The organism is Chryseosolibacter histidinae (assembly GCF_018598225.1).
Classification (GTDB): Bacteria; Bacteroidota; Bacteroidia; order Cytophagales; family Cyclobacteriaceae; genus Chryseosolibacter; species Chryseosolibacter histidini.
The window spans coordinates 51,747-69,456 of the sequence record NZ_JAHESF010000002.1; the positions used below are offsets into that span (position 1 = coordinate 51,747).

Annotated in this window: 15 protein-coding genes; 9 read left to right on the forward strand and 6 right to left on the reverse strand. The window is 50.6% G+C overall.

All coding sequences use genetic code 11. The features are described from left to right. Positions 1-345 precede the first annotated feature (345 nt). From KK083_RS01880 to KK083_RS01915, 8 genes are all read left to right on the forward strand, one after another. Entirely contained in the window at positions 346-1,299 is a 954-nt protein-coding gene (locus KK083_RS01880) for a PstS family phosphate ABC transporter substrate-binding protein (protein WP_254160099.1), read from the forward strand. 57 nt (positions 1,300-1,356) lie between these two features. Beyond that, entirely contained in the window at positions 1,357-2,235 is an 879-nt protein-coding gene (gene pstC, locus KK083_RS01885; protein ID WP_254160100.1) for a phosphate ABC transporter permease subunit PstC, read from the forward strand. Then, positions 2,228-3,085 (forward strand): phosphate ABC transporter permease PstA, encoded by an 858-nt coding sequence (gene pstA / locus KK083_RS01890; RefSeq protein WP_254160101.1) that lies wholly within the window; start codon positions 2,228-2,230, stop codon positions 3,083-3,085. The genes pstC and pstA overlap by 8 nt, the downstream gene beginning before the upstream one ends. 13 nt (positions 3,086-3,098) lie before the next feature. After that, positions 3,099-3,851 carry a phosphate ABC transporter ATP-binding protein PstB gene (pstB, locus tag KK083_RS01895; protein WP_254160105.1) on the forward strand — a complete coding sequence of 251 codons (753 nt, stop codon included), beginning with the start codon at positions 3,099-3,101 and terminating at the stop codon, positions 3,849-3,851. A 47-nt stretch (positions 3,852-3,898) separates the two neighbouring features. Further along, positions 3,899-4,564 carry a phosphate signaling complex protein PhoU gene (gene phoU, locus KK083_RS01900; protein WP_254160107.1) on the forward strand — a complete coding sequence of 222 codons (666 nt, stop codon included), beginning with the start codon at positions 3,899-3,901 and terminating at the stop codon, positions 4,562-4,564. A gap of 193 nt (positions 4,565-4,757) precedes the next feature. After that, a complete protein-coding gene (locus KK083_RS01905; protein ID WP_254160111.1) occupies positions 4,758-5,849 on the forward strand; it encodes a sensor histidine kinase in 1,092 nt (363 codons plus the stop codon). Then, positions 5,824-6,534 (forward strand): LytR/AlgR family response regulator transcription factor, encoded by a 711-nt coding sequence (locus KK083_RS01910; protein WP_254160113.1) that lies wholly within the window; start codon positions 5,824-5,826, stop codon positions 6,532-6,534. The genes KK083_RS01905 and KK083_RS01910 overlap by 26 nt, the downstream gene beginning before the upstream one ends. Positions 6,535-6,762: 228 nt before the next feature. Then, complete coding sequence (locus KK083_RS01915) at positions 6,763-7,650, forward strand: helix-turn-helix domain-containing protein (RefSeq protein ID WP_254160115.1); 888 nt, start codon at positions 6,763-6,765, stop codon at positions 7,648-7,650. Positions 7,651-7,741: 91 nt separating this feature from the next. Here KK083_RS01915 and KK083_RS01920 read toward each other — a convergent pair whose 3' ends face one another. The 3 genes from KK083_RS01920 to KK083_RS01930 form a co-directional block, all read right to left on the reverse strand. Then, positions 7,742-8,233: a DUF1440 domain-containing protein gene (locus tag KK083_RS01920; RefSeq protein WP_254160117.1), complete on the reverse strand. Its 492-nt coding sequence runs from the start codon at positions 8,231-8,233 to the stop codon at positions 7,742-7,744. A gap of 253 nt (positions 8,234-8,486) precedes the next feature. Beyond that, positions 8,487-10,157, reverse strand: coding sequence for a PAS domain-containing hybrid sensor histidine kinase/response regulator (locus tag KK083_RS01925; protein ID WP_254160118.1), 1,671 nt, complete (start codon positions 10,155-10,157; stop codon positions 8,487-8,489). Positions 10,158-10,430: 273 nt separating this feature from the next. Next, on the reverse strand, positions 10,431-10,817 hold the full coding sequence (locus KK083_RS01930; protein ID WP_254160120.1) for a DUF7793 family protein: 387 nt from the start codon (positions 10,815-10,817) through the stop codon (positions 10,431-10,433). A gap of 195 nt (positions 10,818-11,012) precedes the next feature. Here KK083_RS01930 and KK083_RS01935 point away from each other — a divergent pair, with 195 nt between their 5' ends. Beyond that, positions 11,013-13,433 (forward strand): bifunctional aminotransferase class I/II-fold pyridoxal phosphate-dependent enzyme/GNAT family N-acetyltransferase, encoded by a 2,421-nt coding sequence (locus tag KK083_RS01935; protein WP_254160122.1) that lies wholly within the window; start codon positions 11,013-11,015, stop codon positions 13,431-13,433. Positions 13,434-13,527: 94 nt separating this feature from the next. Here the strand turns inward: KK083_RS01935 and KK083_RS01940 are convergent, their stop codons facing one another. The 3 genes from KK083_RS01940 to KK083_RS01950 form a co-directional block, all read right to left on the reverse strand. Beyond that, on the reverse strand, positions 13,528-14,151 hold the full coding sequence (locus KK083_RS01940) for an HD domain-containing protein (RefSeq protein WP_254160124.1): 624 nt from the start codon (positions 14,149-14,151) through the stop codon (positions 13,528-13,530). 77 nt (positions 14,152-14,228) lie between these two features. Then, a complete protein-coding gene (gene uxuA, locus KK083_RS01945; RefSeq protein WP_254160136.1) occupies positions 14,229-15,392 on the reverse strand; it encodes a mannonate dehydratase in 1,164 nt (387 codons plus the stop codon). Between the two features lie 315 nt (positions 15,393-15,707). Further along, positions 15,708-17,624, reverse strand: coding sequence for a RagB/SusD family nutrient uptake outer membrane protein (locus tag KK083_RS01950; protein ID WP_254160138.1), 1,917 nt, complete (start codon positions 17,622-17,624; stop codon positions 15,708-15,710). Positions 17,625-17,710: the final 86 nt, after the last annotated feature.

Genomic DNA, 17,710 nt, shown 5'->3' on the forward strand with positions numbered 1-17,710 from the left:
TTCATTCGAAAGAAAAGCGCGCTGGCAGTATATGAGCTCAATAAACAGCTGCTTAACATCTCATGACCGCAAGCCTGAATCACTACCAATACAACATGGTTAAAGGCAAGGACACTGAATCCAGGCTTACCATTAAAGAACAGCCGTTTGAAAGAATCATTGAATTGGGGCTGTTTTCTGAATGGAATGCAAAAGAAATAATAAATACTTAACTATTCTTTAACGGTGCCTTAACTTAACAGAAGCTTAATGTTACGCTTTTGACTTAACACAAACTTAACATTGGAACTTTAACGATGCTGGGAGAGCCTGTACCTTTGCCAGGAATTTAAAAAAACAAACACTATGAATTTTCGGCCAGGATACTATCTGATCGCTATCGGGATGAGCTTACTATTGACCGCCTGCGGATCTAAAAACAGCTCCGAAAGTGAAACGGAAAAGCTTCAGGGTGAAATAAAAATTGACGGATCAAGTACAGTATATCCCATCACCGAAGCTGTTGCCGAAGAATTCAGGGCAGAACAACCCGAGGTGAAAGTGACCGTGGGCGTTTCTGGAACGGGTGGCGGTTTTAAAAAATTCGGACGTGGTGAGATCGATATCAACGATGCCTCGAGACCTATCAAAGAGCAGGAAGCCACTACCTGCAATGAAAATAATATCAAGTATGTGGACCTGAAAGTAGCCTATGATGGCCTCGTGATCGTTCTCAACAAAGAGAACACATGGGTAGATCATTTCACGGTGGCAGAGCTCAAGAAGATCTGGGAGCCCGAAGCGCAGGAAAAGATCACCAAATGGAACCAGATCAGGGCTTCGTGGCCCGCAGAGGATTTTCACCTCTATGGCCCTGGCGTTGCATCAGGCACGTATGACTATTTCACTGAAGCGATCGTTGGAAAAAGCGGCTCGAGCCGCGGCGACTATACGGCAAGCGAAGACGATAATGTACTGGTGCAGGGTGTATCGGGCGACAAGAACGGTATCGCTTTCTTCGGCCTGGCATATTATGAAGAGAACAAAGAAAGGCTGAAGCTCGTGCCTGTCGACAATGGAAAAGGCGCTGTGACACCTTCTGTTGAAACGGTCAAGGATGGCACCTATGCACCGCTGGCAAGGCCTGTATTTGTTTATGTAGCAGACGCCGCAGCAAAACGCGCAGAAGTATCGGCATTTGTGAACTTCTACCTGAACAATGCCGCCACGCTGGTGACCGATGTGGGTTATATTCCGCTGACAGCAGAAGAATATCAGCGTGAGTCGGCAAAGTTCAAGGGCTTCTCCACCGCGCAATAATGCCTTGCATAAGATCGCATCAGTGGGAAAAGATATAGCAGGCGTTTACAGAATATTGTGAAAAGATCAGGTGAAAAAGTAATCGAGTATGGTCTTGCCTTCAGCGGGCTCGTCACCATCCTCACCACCATCGGTATCATCTGGGTGCTGATCTCTGAGTCGTGGGGATTTTTCCGCGAGGTATCTTTGGCAGATTTCCTGTTCGACACCGAATGGACTCCCCTCTTCACACAAAAACGTTACGGCATCCTTCCGCTGCTCTCCGGTACTTTCCTCACCACCATCATCGCCATCTTCACCGCTGTGCCGGTTGGTATCATCATCGCCGTGTACCTGAGCGAGTATGCCCACAAAAATTTCCGGCAAACCGTGAAGCCAATCCTCGAGATCCTGGCGGCGGTGCCTACCGTAGTGTATGGCTTCTTTGCCCTGACGGTAGTCACGCCCTTCCTTCAGTCGTTCATTCCTGGGGTAGGAAGCTTCAACGCGCTGTCGGCAGGCATTGTGATGGGCATCATGATCATTCCCGTGATCTCGTCGCTGAGCGAAGATGCCCTGTATTCAGTACCCAAGTCGTTGCGCGAAGCTTCTTATGGCATGGGTGCCACCAAATTCCAGACCTCTTTTAAAGTCGTGGTGCCCGCGGCCTCTTCCGGTATCCTCGTGTCCATCATCCTGGGAATAGCACGCGCTATCGGCGAGACCATGGTGGTGGCCATCGCGGCAGGTCAGCAACCTACACTGACCCTCGATCCGCGCGAGGCCGTGGAAACCATTACCGCCTATATTGTGCAGGTGAGTCTCGGCGACGTCGAGCACGGCTCTATGGAATACAAGACCATCTTTGCCGCCGGCATCACGTTGTTCTTCTTCACCTTTCTGCTGAACAACGTCAGCTTCTGGATCAAGAAAAAGTATCAGGAAAAATATGAGTAACATCCAGCGTAACCGGAACATCGACACCGCCTTCAAATACGTGGGCATCGGCTGCACTTTCTTCGGTATTGTGATGCTGCTGATCTTCATCGGCAATATCCTCGTCGACGGCCTGACGCGCATCGACTGGGATTTCCTCACCAACCTCCCATCGCGCAGAGCCTCCAAAGCGGGGATCCTCACGGCTTGGACCGGCACCGCGTGGATCCTCGGCCTCACCGCCATCATCGCCATTCCGATGGGTGTTGCTGCCGGCATCTACCTGCAGGAATATGGAAAAAAGAACAGGCTTGCCCACATCATCGAGCTGAACATCGCCAACCTGGCCGGTGTTCCGTCGATCATTTATGGCCTGCTGGGACTCGAGATCTTCGTCCGTGTGATGCGCCTCGGTGGCAGTCTGCTGGCCGGCGCCCTGACACTCGCGCTGCTCATCCTGCCCATTATCATTGTAGCCACGAGAGAAGCGATCAAGGCTGTACCGAACTCATTACGCGAAGCTTCTTACGGCATGGGCGCCACCAAATGGCAAACCATCTGGTACCAGGTGTTGCCTGCCGCCTCCGGGGGAATTCTCACCGGCATCATCCTCGCGCTCTCCCGCGCTGTAGGAGAAACCGCACCGCTGATCGTGATCGGAGCCCTTGCCTATGTGCCCTTTGTAGCAGACAGTCCCATGGATGAATTTACAGTGCTGCCGATCCAGATCTTCAACTGGGTCTCACGGCCACAGCAGGAGTTCCTGGTCAATGGCGCGGCCGCCATTATTATCCTGCTCATCATTACCTTTGCAATGAATGGTATTGCCGTCTACCTGCGGAACAGGTGGCAGAAAAAAGTAAGCTGGTAAGTATCTTAGACACATGAAACCGATAGAGGCTAAAAATATCAATGTTTATTACGGCGACAACCACGTATTAAAGGATATTGATATCACCATCAAGGAGAATACCGTTACCGCCTTTATCGGTCCTTCCGGATGTGGCAAGTCTACCTTTCTGCGCACGCTGAACCGTATGAACGACTACATTGACAGCTTCCGCAAGAAAGGAAAGATCTACATCGACGGAAAAGATATCTACGACAAGAAAGTGCGGGTGGAGGAGCTGCGGCGCAAAGTAGGCATGGTGTTCCAAAAGCCGAACCCTTTTCCAAAATCCATCTTCGAGAATGTAGCCTATGGGTTAAAGATCCATGGCATCAAAAGCAAATACGAGATCAACGACACTGTTGAGAAATCTCTCAAGCAGGCCGCCCTCTGGAACGAAGTGAAAGACAAGCTTGACAAGCCTGCCCTCTCCCTTTCCGGCGGTCAGCAGCAACGGCTTTGCATCGCCAGAACCCTGGCGGTGAAACCTTCTATCATTTTGATGGATGAGCCTGCTTCGGCGCTCGACCCGATCTCCACCGCCAAGATCGAGGAGCTGATCTTCGAGCTGAAAGAGAAATATACCATCGTTATCGTAACGCACAACATGCAGCAGGCCTCACGCATCAGCGACCGCACCGCGTTCTTCTACCTGGGCGAGCTCGTTGAATACGGCAAGACCTCTGAGCTGTTCACCAACCCCAGGAACAAACAAACTGAAAACTACATCACGGGCAGATTCGGATAACAGACAAAAAACAAAATTCATTTTTTTCACTCCAACCACGCATCATCATGCCAGCCATAGAACCGGAATTACAAGCATTAAAAGAGAACCTCCTCGACATGCTTTCGCTGGTCAGGAACCAGTTGACAAAGTGTAAAAAAGCCATCCAGAAAAAAGACCTGTCGATCGCCGAAGAGGTCATCGCCGATGAGCGGAAGGTAAACGTGCAGGAGCTGGCCATTGACCGTGACTGCGAGAGCATCCTGGCGCTCTATACACCAGTGGCCACGGACCTGCGGCTCGTACTGGCAACGCTGAAGATCACCAACGACCTCGAGCGCATCGGTGACAACGCCAAAAGCCTGGCGAGATTCCTGAAAGATAACCTCAGGGACATTCCAGGTACCTGGATTGAAAAGTACAACATTGAAGCCATGCTCGACGTGCTTACGTCCATGCTCAAAGACATGGGTGAAGCGCTCCACACAGCCGATACCAAGCTGGCCCGGCACACCACCAAGCACGATGAGCAGCTCAACAAATACAACCGTGAAGCCTACAAGACCGCTGCTGAACTGATCAAAGAACATCCTGAAAGCGGAAAGATCCTGCTGACCCTTTTCTCCCTCACACGCGACCTCGAGCGCGCCGGCGACCTCACCAAGAACATTGCCGAAGAGATCGTCTTTCATATTGAGGCGAAGGTGATGAAGCATAAGAAAGACCAGAAATAAAGAAGGAGTCAGGACTAGGAGTAAGGAGCCAGGAGTAAGGAGTCAGGAGGGGTTGAGAATACTTACCCCGGATGGCTTCGATTCATTGGCTCACAGGCTCGTTACACTGAAATTCCAAACATAGACCGCTTCTCCTGACTTCTGGTTTCTAGCTTTAGACTCCTAATTCATTATCTTTGGATAAGAACAGTCTATGCGTTTCCCAGGCAATAACGATCTTTCGATACTTCTCCCCCGCAACAGAGTCTTGCGCCATGTGATCTTCTGGATCCTGGTTTACCTGCTGGATGTAGTGGTCTTTGGCCTGGGGTACGAGAACTTTGAGGCGTTCTTCAAAATGGCGCTGCTGGAGATGCCCAGCCAGCTCTTCTTCGCATACTTCATGATGTATTGGGTGATGCCCCGGTACATGCGCGACAAAAACGCGCTGAAAGCCATCGGCCTTAGCGTGATCGCGTTCATTCTTTCCGGCATCCTTGGTAATTTCCTTTTCATCGCTTTTTCCGCATATTCCACTAACGCCGGCCTGTGGGATTACCGGGCTATTATGCTGCGCGCCATGTATTGCTTTCTGAAAGCATGTCTTTTTATACTGGTGAAGCTCGGCCTGCTGTGGTATGACAACGAAAAGCGCGTGGCCGCCATGGAGAACAGCAAGCTGGAGTCGGAACTTAAAATGCTGAAAGACCAGGTGAATCCCCACTTCATGTTCAACACGCTGAACAACCTCTACGGACTTGTAACCAAAAATCCGGCGCATGCTCAGGAATCCATTCTCCGGCTCTCCGGCATCCTGCAGTTCATGCTGCACGAAAGCAATCGCGCTACCATACCGCTGCAGCTCGAGCTGAAATGTATCCACGATTATATTGCGCTGGAAAAGCTCCGGTACACCGAGCGGCTCTCCGTTTCCATCAACGTACAGGAAGGCATCGAAGAACTGGCCATTACCCCACTCGTAATTTTTCCATTCGTAGAGAACAGTTTTAAACACGGGGCCTCGGAGACCATTAAGGATGCCTGGGTAAACATCGATCTGTCGGTATACAAGAGCGACCTGGTATTCAAGATCGCGAATGGTAAAGGGCCACGGCCGGTCTCGACCTCCGCCCACGGCATAGGGCTCACCAACGTAAAAAGACGGCTGGAACTGGTCTACGGGCCCGATCATTCGCTGGAGATCGTTGACGATGCCGAGAGCTTCCTCGTGATCCTGAAGATCGCACTGGTCCGGATGGAGCGAAAACAAAGTGAGCAATATGAAGGTAAAGTGTCTTATCGTTGAGGACGAGCCTATCGCCCAGGAGATCTTGCGCTCCTACATCGACAGGATAGACCTGCTGAGCGTGGCCGGCCAGCTGAGCAATGCCGTTGAAGCCTTCAGTTTCCTTCAGCACAACACAATAGACCTGTTGTTCCTCGACATCAAAATGCCGCAGATGAGTGGCATCGATCTGCTGAAAGCGGTCACCCACAAACCGAGCGTGATCATCACGTCCGCTTACCGGTATTATGCCACAGATGCTTACGATCTCGATGTGGTGGATTACCTGCTGAAGCCTTATTCATTCGAACGTTTTCTGAAAGCCATCAGCAAAGTGATGACTGAAGCGATGCCTGGCCATGCAGCAACGTTAGCACCCGCCACCACTGAAAAAGCCCACATCTTCGTGAAGGGCAACAAACAATTACAAAAGGTTTACCTCGATGAGATCCTCTACATCGAAAGCCAGCGTGATTACCTGAAATTCAGAACCGCCAATCATACCGACATCGTCACACGGCAGACCATTGGCTACTATGAGCGTTTTCTTCCGGCACAGCAATTTCTGCGGGTGCACCGGTCGTTCATTGTTGCCCTTGATAAGATATCGGCCGTTGAAGCCAACCGTGTGCTCATCGGAGCAGTACCCATACCGGTAGGCAGGCTGTACAAAGAACATGTGCAGGAGTATTTAAAAAATTTGTGAAGTCCGGGCCACGAATTAAAAAGTACGATCCCAATAGCTATCAGGAACGAGGTACGAAGTACGATCTATCTTAGCGGCTATTTCGTACCGCTTACCTCGTACTTCGTACTTCGGATCGGTGTTCATCATCAGATAGCCGTTGTTTGTCGCACCCGGCAGTTTTTCTGCGATTGAATGTATACCTTCCCATTACGGAGCCAAACGTATTAACAGCAAAGAACCCACGTTATGACAACTTTCTTGCACGGCATGCTGGACGAGGCATATACGGCTGCTCCAGTACCCGTCTTTTCCAGCGGAGCGCTCTGGAAGAACTTCCGGATCGACCTCATCCATTATCCCCCAACACACCTGCGTCACCCTGCAACCGATGAGCACATGCTGATCTGCAATCTGGGCATGCCGTTGACGTATGCCCGGAAGACCGGCGGACAATGGAAAAAAGGCACCTGCAATAACGGCCACGTGGTGGCATTACTTTCTCCTGGAGCAGACGAAGAGATCTTGTGGGAACAGAATCATCACGCATTGATATTGTCTTTTAAAAACGACTTTGTCAACGCGCTTACGCATGCCGGCAACTTCAAATTCAAAACACTGCACAACCTGGAAGATCCACTGCTGAAACATATTGCCAACGCGTTGTATGCAGAAACCGCCGAAGGGTATCTTGTGAATAAAATGTACGCCGAAAGCCTGCTGATCACCTGTATCATTCACCTGGCCAGCACCTGCAGCGCCGATGGCAGAAAGGTGTTTGCTCCGAAAGGAAAGCTTTCATCAGCACAGCTCGGAAGGGTGATCGATCACACAAGGACCTCCATTCATTCGACCCTCAGCCTGGCGCAACTGGCATCATGCGTGCATTTGAGTCCGTTTCATTTTTCCAGGCTTTTCCGGCAGACCGTAGGCATAAGTCCTTACCGCTTTGTGCTGCAAATGAAGATCGAGCTGGCGCAAAAACTGATCAGGGGAAATTATGGTTCACTCAGCGACGTGGCATATGCCCTGAGCTTTACAGACCAGGCTCACTTCAGCAATGCGTTTAAAAAAGTGACCGGCATGTGCCCGAAAGAATTCCTGATCAAACCTCAGAACGCGTTGCAGCACGGGTGATTGCATCCCACCCCTTCAGGAAGGGTTTTTAGTCGTCAGATCACTGACTGAGGCGCAGGCCCAGCGCGCAGTGGTCAGACGACTACCTTGACTACCTCCGCTTCGAATAATACCTGTGTGCTAAAAAGGAAACCGGAACTCCGATCGCCAGCATGAGCACCACGCAATTGATCAGCGCATTGGTGGGATTGAACGGACGCGCAGGAATTGCCGACAATGGCACCACCACAAGGTTCATCACAAGCCATACAACAACACCATAGGCAAGTGCTGACATGATCCTGCTCCTGGAAAGGATGGGCATTTTTGGATAAATCAAAAAATAGAGGGTGGTCCAGCTATAGGCAATAAGATAGTGAAAGAGCAGTCCCACAAATGCCATCGGAAGGCCGCCGGAGAAAGCGGTCTCCCTGCCAAAGGCACCACTGGCAATATAATGGAGTATCGTGCGCAGGCTGGCGCCAGAGACCAGTACCGCAGCCGTGATATCGAGTGTACCTGCTATCAGCCCGGCAAACAATATGGCCCTGAACAGGTGATTGGAGGTGGACACCGTGTTAGAAGAAGTGTGGTTTGTGATCATCGTGTGCGTTTTTAACATCATGAAATTGATGGAATGCAGGAGGTAAAAATTGTAAAATAATGCTTACTTAAATAAGTACGAGGTACGATCCCGATGGCTATCGGGAACGAGGTACGAGGCGCTCCGATCGAAGGGTAGTTCGCTGGGTGAAGATCGTACTTCGTACCTCGTATCTCGTACTTTCACCCAGTTCCTTTAATGAAAAAAGGCCAGCAAATGCCGGCCTAAAAAACACAAACTCTCCGAAAACACTTTAGATCTTTCTCATTTTATGCGACAGGAACTTGTTTGTGATCACATGGATCTCCTGTGGCGTAAATGGTTTTTGCAGGTGCCCGTTCATACCGGCTTCAATACTTTTTGCTACGTGCTCCGCATAAGCATTCGCTGAAAGCGCGATGATCGGGTTCATAAAGTTCTCGCCGCGCAACGTGCTGGCCACTGCATACCCATCCATGTCAGGCATCTGGATATCCATAAAGATGATATCGAATGGATTGGCTTTGGCCAGGGCGATCGCTTCGGCACCACTTTCTGCCAGCGTCACTTTGGCGCCAAGGTTCTCGAGGATCTTCCTTGCCACCATTCTGTTAAGAACGTTATCATCCACCACCAGCACATGCAGAAGCTCGTCGAACACCATTTTCTTGGCGGGCACGTTTACTTGCGCGGGTTGCTCATCTGCTTCTGCCACCACACCCACTTTGAATATGAAGCTGAACTGTGAGCCCGTGGTCTCTGCTGTGTAGGGGCTTTCAACACTGATACCGCCACCCATTTGTTTCAGCAGGCTCTCCACGATGGTAAGCCCGAGGCCTGTTCCGCCATACTTGCGTGTTACAGAATCATCTGCCTGCGCGAAGCTCTCGAAGATCTTTTTCGTCTTCTCTTTGGGGATACCAATACCGGTGTCTTTAACAACACCACGTAAGGTGATCTCGCCGTTCTGCTCGCCCTCTTTGTGAAAGGATACCGAGATAGAGCCTTTCTCTGTGAACTTGATGGCATTGCCCACGAGGTTCACGATGATCTGGTTGATCCTTGTGGGATCGCTGATGACCTGAGCGGGTATGTTCTCATCGATCGAACAGTTGAACTTCAGTCCCTTCTGCTCGGCAAGGTGTTTATAGGGCTGGATGTTGCGATGAACGGTCTCGCTGAATCCGAATTTCGACTGCTCGATGGTGAGCTTGCCGCTTTCTATTTTGCTTAAGTCAAGAATATCGTTGATCAATCCAGCGAGATTTCTTCCCGACATGCGCATGATCTCCAGGTACTCGCGGTGCATGGGGTCTTTGATATCTGATAACATGATCTCGGTCAATCCCAGGATACCGTTCAGGGGGGTGCGTATCTCATGGCTCATGTTTGCCAGAAAACGGCTCTTGGCAACGTTGGCCGCCTCAGCGTATTCTTTCGCCTTGCGCATCTCCTCTTCGGCCTGCTTCAGCCTGCTGATATCTTTGGCAACGATGAGGATACCGTTCTTGCGGTTCATTTTATCGTAGAGCACAGAAAACGAGCTCGAGGCAGGGATCGACTTCACTTCGTCGATCTTCAGGTTCACCTCGATGTCGCGCCTGAACTTCCTGAAGGCAAGGTTCGCCTTCACGTTCTCCACTACGGGCCTGGAGCGCTCGTCAACGATATCCAGGAAGCTCTTGCCTACAAGATATTCCTGGCTGATGCCCATGAGCTCTTCCACGGCTTCGTTCACGGATTGGATGTTGTAATCCTGGTCGAGGATAAAGATCAGGTCTACCATGCCGCGGAACAGATTGTCCATATAGTCACGCGACACTGTTGTAGCCTTCAGCTCTTCGCGAAGCATGTTAATGCCTACGACGATGGCATCGAGCTCGTCTTCATTGCCTGAACGCTCAACCTGATAATCAAAATTACCATTAGCAATCTCAAAGATCATTCTGGTAATGTGATCGATTCGATTGTGAACATGAACTTCCATAACTTTGGTGCGCACTGGCGCGTGTTGTTTTTGATGTATACGTCAAAGGTATGTGGAGGTATCTCCCCTAAGGGCTACAATCAGGCAAAAATCTTACGTCAGGTTTAAAGCATTGGTGATTTAAGATTCCACGGAAGTCCCTTACGCGTCAACGGGTACGATACCGGAGGTGAGATCAGTAGAACTACGTAGTGAAGATCAGTAAAAACCTTGGAGCGTACGCACAGCTGTTTAAGCCTGCACGGTGAGGTGTTTTAAATACTCGAGCGCCTGGTCTTTGTCCGTGAACATCTTGGTAGGCACCAGTGGCTTGCTGATGGTAAGATAAAAATTGAGCATGATCTTGGTAACCGGAGAATCTGTAAGAACTGCTACCGAACGTACGAGCGATGACCCTTCTTTTGCGAGAAAATCCCGCGCAGGCTTATCAGAATCCTTGATTCCACGCATATCGCAGAAGACAGGATAGCTCTCGCCACGCTGTACTTCAAGGCGGTCTTTTACCACCTGTTTGGCAGCTTCGAGGTTCATGCTGGTACCCGGTTTATAGATGAAAAACAGCACGCCGTCTTCGAGCCAATACTCTGCAAATTGATTCTGAAAGTAGTTTGATTTCATGTTTTCCGGGCAAGCGGATATATTAAGTACGCCATCTTTTCTGAAAAAACCAACTTCTTTGAGATTTCATTCCAATTTATTCCTAAGCCATATCAATATTACCTGCTGCCGCATCCCCGCTGATGCCTGCTTTTTTTTCGTCTGCACTATTACGCCGAAGTTAGCATTGCAAATCAAACAACTAACCACATCATTATGGCCAAGGTCAAACACAACAACTTCATGGATACTGTCGATGAAGTTATTTCTGACGCCAAGAAAATGGGCGTCGTTCATCTTTACACGGAGGACGAGGAGCTGACCGGCAGAAGAGTAAAGATCAAAGGAAAGGATCTCTTTCATTTTGGAACCACCGGCTACCTGGGCCTTGAACAGGACATTCGCCTGAAAACCGCGGCCGTTGAAGCCATCTGGAAATACGGGACACAGTTCCCACTTTCAAAAACCTACATCTCACATCCCTTGTATAAATCACTCGAGGAGAAGCTCGAGCAAATGTATAGCAATCCGGTGATCATTACAAAGAACAGCACGTTGGGCCACCTCGGCGTGATCCCCTGCATCGTACGTGATGAAGACGGCGTTATTCTCGATCACCAGGTACACTGGAGCGTACAAAGCGCCGCACAGATCCTCAAGACCCGCTCCGTTCCCGTGGAAATGATCCGCCACAACAACCTGGCTATGCTCGAAGACAAAATAAAAGAGCTCGCCACACGCTGCTCCAGGATCTGGTATATGGCCGATGGTGTTTACTCGATGTACGGCGACTGCGCACCCATACCGCAGCTTCTCGAGCTTTGCAAAAAATATCCGCAGCTGCACCTCTATTTCGACGACGTTCATGGCATGAGCTGGGCCGGAAAAAATGGTACCGGCTACGTGATGGAGCAGCTGGGCACACTGCCCGAGAACGTGATCCTCTTTGGTACCCTGAGCAAAACCTTCGGTGCCAGCGGTGCCGTAATGGTTACCGCCAATGAAAAAATACACAAACAGGTAAAGAACTTCGGCGGCCCCCTGACCTTCTCTGCCCAGCTGGAACCTGCGTCTGCTGCCGCAGCGCTTGCCTCCGCCAACATTCACCTTTCTCCGGAGATCTACCAGCTCCAGGCCGAGCTGCATGATCGCACACGTTATTTCAATTCACTGCTTGCCAACACCGACCTTCCGCTGGTGGAACAAAATACCTGCCCAGTATTCTATATAGGCACCGGCGCTCCTGCTACCGGGTATCATTTCGTGAACCGCCTCATGGAAGAAGGTTTTTACGTGAACCTCGGCCTCTACCCTGCCGTGCCCGTGAAGAATACCGGTGTTCGCATCACCATTTCACGTCACAACGAGAAAGAAGAAATGAAAGCCCTCGTTGACGCCATGGTGTATCACTATCCCAAGGCGTTGGAAGAAACCCACACCACTAAAAATAAAGTACGCGCCGCTTTCAAGATGCCGTACATCAAAGAAGAGGAGAAAACCACTGTTGCGGCAGCATCGCTCTCCGTTCAGCACGAAAGCACCATTCAGAACATCGACAAGAACGAATGGAACAGCCTGCTCGGCAAACAGAGCGCCTTCGACTGGGAAGGATTGAAATTCCTGGAAAAAGTTTTCACCCACGCAGAGCGCCCCGAACATAATTTTGCCTTTCATTACTACATCATCCGTGATGAGAAAGCTCGTCCCGTACTGGCTACGTTCCTGACAACATCCCTCTGGAAAGACGATATCCTCGCGCCCGCTTCCGTATCGATGCAGCTGGAAGAAAAACGGAAGAACGATCCCTACTACCTCACTTCAAAAGTGATCTCCATGGGCTCGCTGTTCACAGAAGGACAGCACTACTATATCGACAAGCAAAATCCCAAGTGGAAAGAAGCCTTCCAGACTTTGCTCAATGCCCTTGAAGGCCTTGAAGAGAACAAGGATGCGGCCATGACCGTGCTTCGCGATTTCGAAGAAGACGCCGCCATCAACGAATTGTTGCACAGCATGGGATTCATCAAGATCAGCATGCCTGAATCCTGCGTCGTTACGGATCTGTCATGGAACGATGCTGAAGGTTATCTTGCCACGCTTTCGCCGAGATCGCGCAAGCACTTCAAAAAAGATATTCAGTCGTACGAAAAATACTTCGATGTTGAATACCGTTCCACTGCATCGGAAGAAGAGCTCGATTTCTACTATCAGCTTTTCGAAAATGTAAGAGCGAAGAACTTCGGCCTGAACACGTTCAGTTTCCCCAGGACACTGTTCACCGAAATGTCACAGAACCCGAACTGGGAATTCATTGTGCTTTACCTGAAGAAAGAATTTGCCACCAACCAGGAACAGAGAACGCCGGTAGCTGTGATGTTCTGTTACAAGAACATGGAGCACACCTACGTTCCTTCATTTATCGGCATGGATTACCGGTACGCCGAGTTTCAGATCTACCGCCAGATGTTGTATCAAACCATCATGAGGGCAAAAGCGCTCGATTTCAAAAAGATCGACTTCGGTTTCTCTGCATCATTCGAGAAGAAGAAAGTAGGTGCCGCGATCGTACCGAAAGTGGCATACATCCAGGCGAAAGATAATTTCTCCATGGAGCTGATGGGTACGATGCAGAAGTAGTATAGTCCACGGTCGACAGTCCACGGTAATACAGTCGTCGGACCACTGCGCACAAGGCCTAGCGCCTGCAGTGGTCTGACGACTTTTCAGCAGGTTATTGTTTTTCGATGAAACGCAGCTCAGATGCAAGGTTCTTCCTGGCCTGCGTTTCGTACTTTTCGAAGAAGTAGTCGGTTTTAAAGATCCGGGGCATGGTCAGAAAGTGTTGCAGCACTTTTTTACGGCCGGGCCAGTACACAAGTCCGGGGTAGATGCCGTATTCTTTCCTGATCTGCTTAAAATACGTTTCATAGACTTCGTACGGTGCTCCCAGGATGCTGAGATCGGCATCCGTAAAAAGATTTACCGCGGGATCATCGCTTACTTGATGACTCTTTGTGGCGAGTATCATGGTTCTGCATTGCTGCACGTCCACTGCGGGAACAGCCATCGATGTCAGCTTCTTGTCGGCATGGTCTGCGCTTTTCTCTTCGTTGTTCTGTTTGAGAACATTGTAAACAACATCGTGATAGGCGATCGAAAAGACAACTGTATCCCAATTGCTGAATTGCTCCCTGACAGGAAGAAGCTCCTTCGCAAGATTGTCAAGGTGTACAAGATTGTGATAGTGACGGTCCGCTGCCGTATACTTCTTCCCGATCTCCTCCCATAAGGAAGACACTAACAACTCATCAGCAGAATAATGGTGGCAAGCTTCGAAGAACAGTGGCTTGATCATGGCATTAACGGTATAGTCGTCGGACCACTGCGCACAAGGCCCTTCACGCCTGCAGTGGTCTGACGACCAGTTTACGCTCAGACAGAACGGGAGATACCCAGCTCCAGGCCGCGAAGCTCAGCGAGACCCCTGAGACGTCCGATGGCGGAGTAACCGGGATAGGTGGTCTTCTTCAGGTCGTCGAGCATCTGGTGGCCGTGATCGGGGCGCATGGGAATGGACTCATTACGCTTGCGCATGAGCAGCACCAGCTCTTTCACAACGGCATACATATCTGCATCGCCGCCGAGGTGATCGGCTTCGTAGAAATTACCTTCCGCATCGCGTTTGGTGTTGCGCAGGTGAAGGAAGTAAATGTGGTCACCCAGTCGACGGATCATGCCAGGCAGGTCGTTATCTTCACGCACACCATACGAGCCTGTGCAAAAGCAGAGACCGTTGGCAGGCGAAGGTGCCGCCGCCAGCAATTCTTTCGCGTCTTGTTCCGTGCTGACGATGCGAGGCAGACCGAGAATAGGATATGGCGGATCATCGGGGTGAATGGCCATCTTCAGGCCTGCTTCTTCGGCCACCGGCACCACTTGTTGCAGAAAATAGAACAGGTGTTGCTTCAGCTTGGCGGAGTCAATGCCATGATACTGTTTCAGCGCTGCCAGGATCTGCTCTTCCGTAAAACGCTCTTCGCTTCCCGGCAGGCCCAACAACGCATTGCGGTACAAAGTCTCCTTTTCAAGCGGTGTCATGGTGGTGAGCCGTTGTTTGGCTTTTTCGATCTGCGCAGGTGTATAATCTTTTTCAGCGCCGGGCCTTTTCAGGATGAAGAGGTCGAAGGCGATGAAGGCATGCTTCTCAAAATAGAGCGCCTTGCTGCCGTCTGGCATGGTGTAGTTGATGTCGGTGCGCATCCAGTCGAGGATGGGCATAAAGTTATAGGTAACTACTTTCAGGCCACATTTCGCCACGTTACGAAGGCTCTGCTTGTAGTTCTCGATGTATTGCTTGTAAGACCCCGTTTGCTTTTTGATGTCTTCATGCACGGGCAGGCTTTCGATCACGGTCCAGGTAAGGCCTGCCGCCTCCACCTCTGCGATGCGTTTTTTGATCTCTTCCACGGTCCATATTTCACCTACCGGCACATGATGCAGGGCGCTCACTACACCCGTACATCCCGCCTGGCGGATGTCCCACAAACTAACCGGGTCCTTCGGACCGTACCAACGCATGGTTTGCTCCATTAACATAGTCTTGATTTTCAGAGGTAAAAGTTTAAGAAGTAAAGTTTAAGATTTAAAGTTTAAAGTTAAAAATTGTTTCGGGATTATGCTCTACCGCCAGAGTGACGTATGCCGGGCGCTTTGCCCCTATCCGGTTTCCCGATTTATTGTCCTGACGCACACCACAAACTTTAAACTTCAAACTTGAAACTTGAAACTCTCCCGCCGCCCCGGTAGCTCGCATTTAACACCCCATAATAGTGAGGGGTTACTCGTTACCAGCGAGCAACCCCAGCACTAACTCAATACCCAATTATTCAACCCAAACAATTCATTACTTTATCAATATCCTTCATTCTGCGGATACCTTGGCCCAACTGTGACAAGGTTGATCTGATCCAAAGGGATCGGCCTGAGCACGTGCGTATCTTTGATATTGGTACCTGCCTCCACCGGATTCCAGGCTTTAACCCTTGAGAGCAGCGACTTCGTGCGCACCAGGTCCAGCCAGCGCATTGATTCACCATAGAACTCCCGTGTGCGCTCATCGAGGATGAAGTCCAGTGTAACATCCGTGGCTGCAATGGTCTGCGCAGCTTGGGCACTTGTCAGGGTGACGCCTGCGGGATAAGGATCGCCCACCATGGTAGCAGGGGTAGATGTTCCAAACGCTCCTCCGGCTGTATAAGCAGCACCTGATCTGTAGGCAGCCCTGCGTCTCACCACATTGAGCATGTCGGCAGCATTTTGCATTTGACCGAGCTTAAAAGCTGCCTCGGCGGCGATCAGGTAAACATCAGAAAAACGGGCAATGATCACAGGCCTGGTGGATGGATCATTCTGCGATGCCCTGCTGGGATCAGCGAGCTTCTTCATGTACGGGAAGATGGTGTTGTTCTGCAGGCTGGGAGGCACAATGATACCTTTGAACGGACGCGAACCAAAATTCTGGGGCGCACCGGCAACTTCATAATCGGGAAACCACACAGCAGTGTCAACACCGCACATCAGCGTACCCCGTGAGCCTGCAACACCGGCACCGGAGTAAACTCCGCTAATAGCCTGGCCTCCGCCACCACCGGGCCCTGAGTTCAGCAGCCACACAGTTTGGAAAGTTTTGTGAAACCTGGAATCGTTGAGCCTGTCTGCAAAAGCCTGATCCAACAGGTAACTTTTTCCGGCGTTAGGTCCCGCGGTGAGTCTCGGCATGTTCGGGCGAATGCGGGTGTAAGGCCTTCCGAATTGAACATCCCTGGTTAACAAAGCGAGATTGGTAGTACTCGGTCCTGTAAGAACACCACTCGAATTTACGGTGGAGTTCACACCGATTGTGCCAGGGCCGTTGAACAGACCCATCCAGGGTGTAACGTTCACGCCGGCACCACCGGATCCGCCCTGCACATAAGCGCCGTATTTTGTATCGGTGCTGTGATCGCTGACGAAGATCGTCTCCTTGCCGTAATCGTTCGCCGGCTTAAACGCGTCGGCGTAGTCCTGCCACAGGTCCAGGCCATACGTAGCCCTGTTGGTAATCAGGTCATTGGCGGTATTGTAGGCCAGCGTAAAATCTGCCTGTGAGTTTGTCAACCATCCACGGGTAAGATAAACCTTGGCCAGCAACCACTTGGCAGCGCCGGCAGTGGCCGCTTTTCCGAGGAACGGTGCCGTTGGCGTATTGGGCAGGTTGGTAATGGCATCATTCAGATCCTGAACAATCACGTTGTAGATATCCGCTACGGGAGCGGGCGCATCTGCCTGCGACGGTGTGGTGATAAATGTAGTATGCAGCGGAATGTTGCCAAAGGTCTGCACGAGATAGAAGTACAGGAACGCACGCAGGAATTGCGCCTGCCCGAGATACGATTTTAAAGTAGCAGCGTCCAATCCCTGAGCTTTGGGACCGAGCTCGAGAATGCCGTTCAGCGCATTGATATCGGCATAGAAACCGAAGCCACCGCTAAAAGAAGCGCCAGTCATGCCGTTGTATGTGAAGGATTGCATGCTGCCCACCGCAGCGCTGCCTCCCGCCAGGTGCTCATCAGTGCCTGCCATCTGGTTGATGGTAAAGCCTTCTGTTCCCCAGGCACCGCGGATATTGTTATAAACGCCTGCAATACCGCCGAGGAGTCCGGCAGGTGTGCCAAAGGCCGTGGGAACCACGTTGGATTCAGGTTTCTCCGTCAGCAAATCAGAGCAACTGTTGCTGACCAACATGGTGGCTACCAGCAACACAGAACTCAGTATCTTATATCTTTTCATATGCATATTGCTTTATTGTTGATGAAAGGTGTAGCGATCACAAATTCTTCTTGCACTCAATGATGATCGATCGCACATGCTTCTTT

What these genes read in the sequence shown, in the direction of transcription:
- KK083_RS01950 (WP_254160138.1), bottom strand. Translation starts at nt 17,624, where the DNA reads ATGAAAAGATATAAGATACTGAGTTCTGTGTTGCTGGTAGCCACCATG.
- pstB (WP_254160105.1), top strand. Translation starts at nt 3,099, where the DNA reads ATGAAACCGATAGAGGCTAAAAATATCAATGTTTATTACGGCGACAAC.
- pstA (WP_254160101.1), top strand. Translation starts at nt 2,228, where the DNA reads ATGAGTAACATCCAGCGTAACCGGAACATCGACACCGCCTTCAAATAC.
- phoU (WP_254160107.1), top strand. Translation starts at nt 3,899, where the DNA reads ATGCCAGCCATAGAACCGGAATTACAAGCATTAAAAGAGAACCTCCTC.
- KK083_RS01925 (WP_254160118.1), bottom strand. Translation starts at nt 10,157, where the DNA reads ATGATCTTTGAGATTGCTAATGGTAATTTTGATTATCAGGTTGAGCGT.
- KK083_RS01940 (WP_254160124.1), bottom strand. Translation starts at nt 14,151, where the DNA reads ATGATCAAGCCACTGTTCTTCGAAGCTTGCCACCATTATTCTGCTGAT.
- KK083_RS01880 (WP_254160099.1), top strand. Translation starts at nt 346, where the DNA reads ATGAATTTTCGGCCAGGATACTATCTGATCGCTATCGGGATGAGCTTA.
- KK083_RS01905 (WP_254160111.1), top strand. Translation starts at nt 4,758, where the DNA reads ATGCGTTTCCCAGGCAATAACGATCTTTCGATACTTCTCCCCCGCAAC.
- KK083_RS01915 (WP_254160115.1), top strand. Translation starts at nt 6,763, where the DNA reads ATGACAACTTTCTTGCACGGCATGCTGGACGAGGCATATACGGCTGCT.
- KK083_RS01935 (WP_254160122.1), top strand. Translation starts at nt 11,013, where the DNA reads ATGGCCAAGGTCAAACACAACAACTTCATGGATACTGTCGATGAAGTT.
- KK083_RS01930 (WP_254160120.1), bottom strand. Translation starts at nt 10,817, where the DNA reads ATGAAATCAAACTACTTTCAGAATCAATTTGCAGAGTATTGGCTCGAA.
- uxuA (WP_254160136.1), bottom strand. Translation starts at nt 15,392, where the DNA reads ATGTTAATGGAGCAAACCATGCGTTGGTACGGTCCGAAGGACCCGGTT.
- KK083_RS01910 (WP_254160113.1), top strand. Translation starts at nt 5,824, where the DNA reads ATGAAGGTAAAGTGTCTTATCGTTGAGGACGAGCCTATCGCCCAGGAG.
- KK083_RS01920 (WP_254160117.1), bottom strand. Translation starts at nt 8,233, where the DNA reads ATGATCACAAACCACACTTCTTCTAACACGGTGTCCACCTCCAATCAC.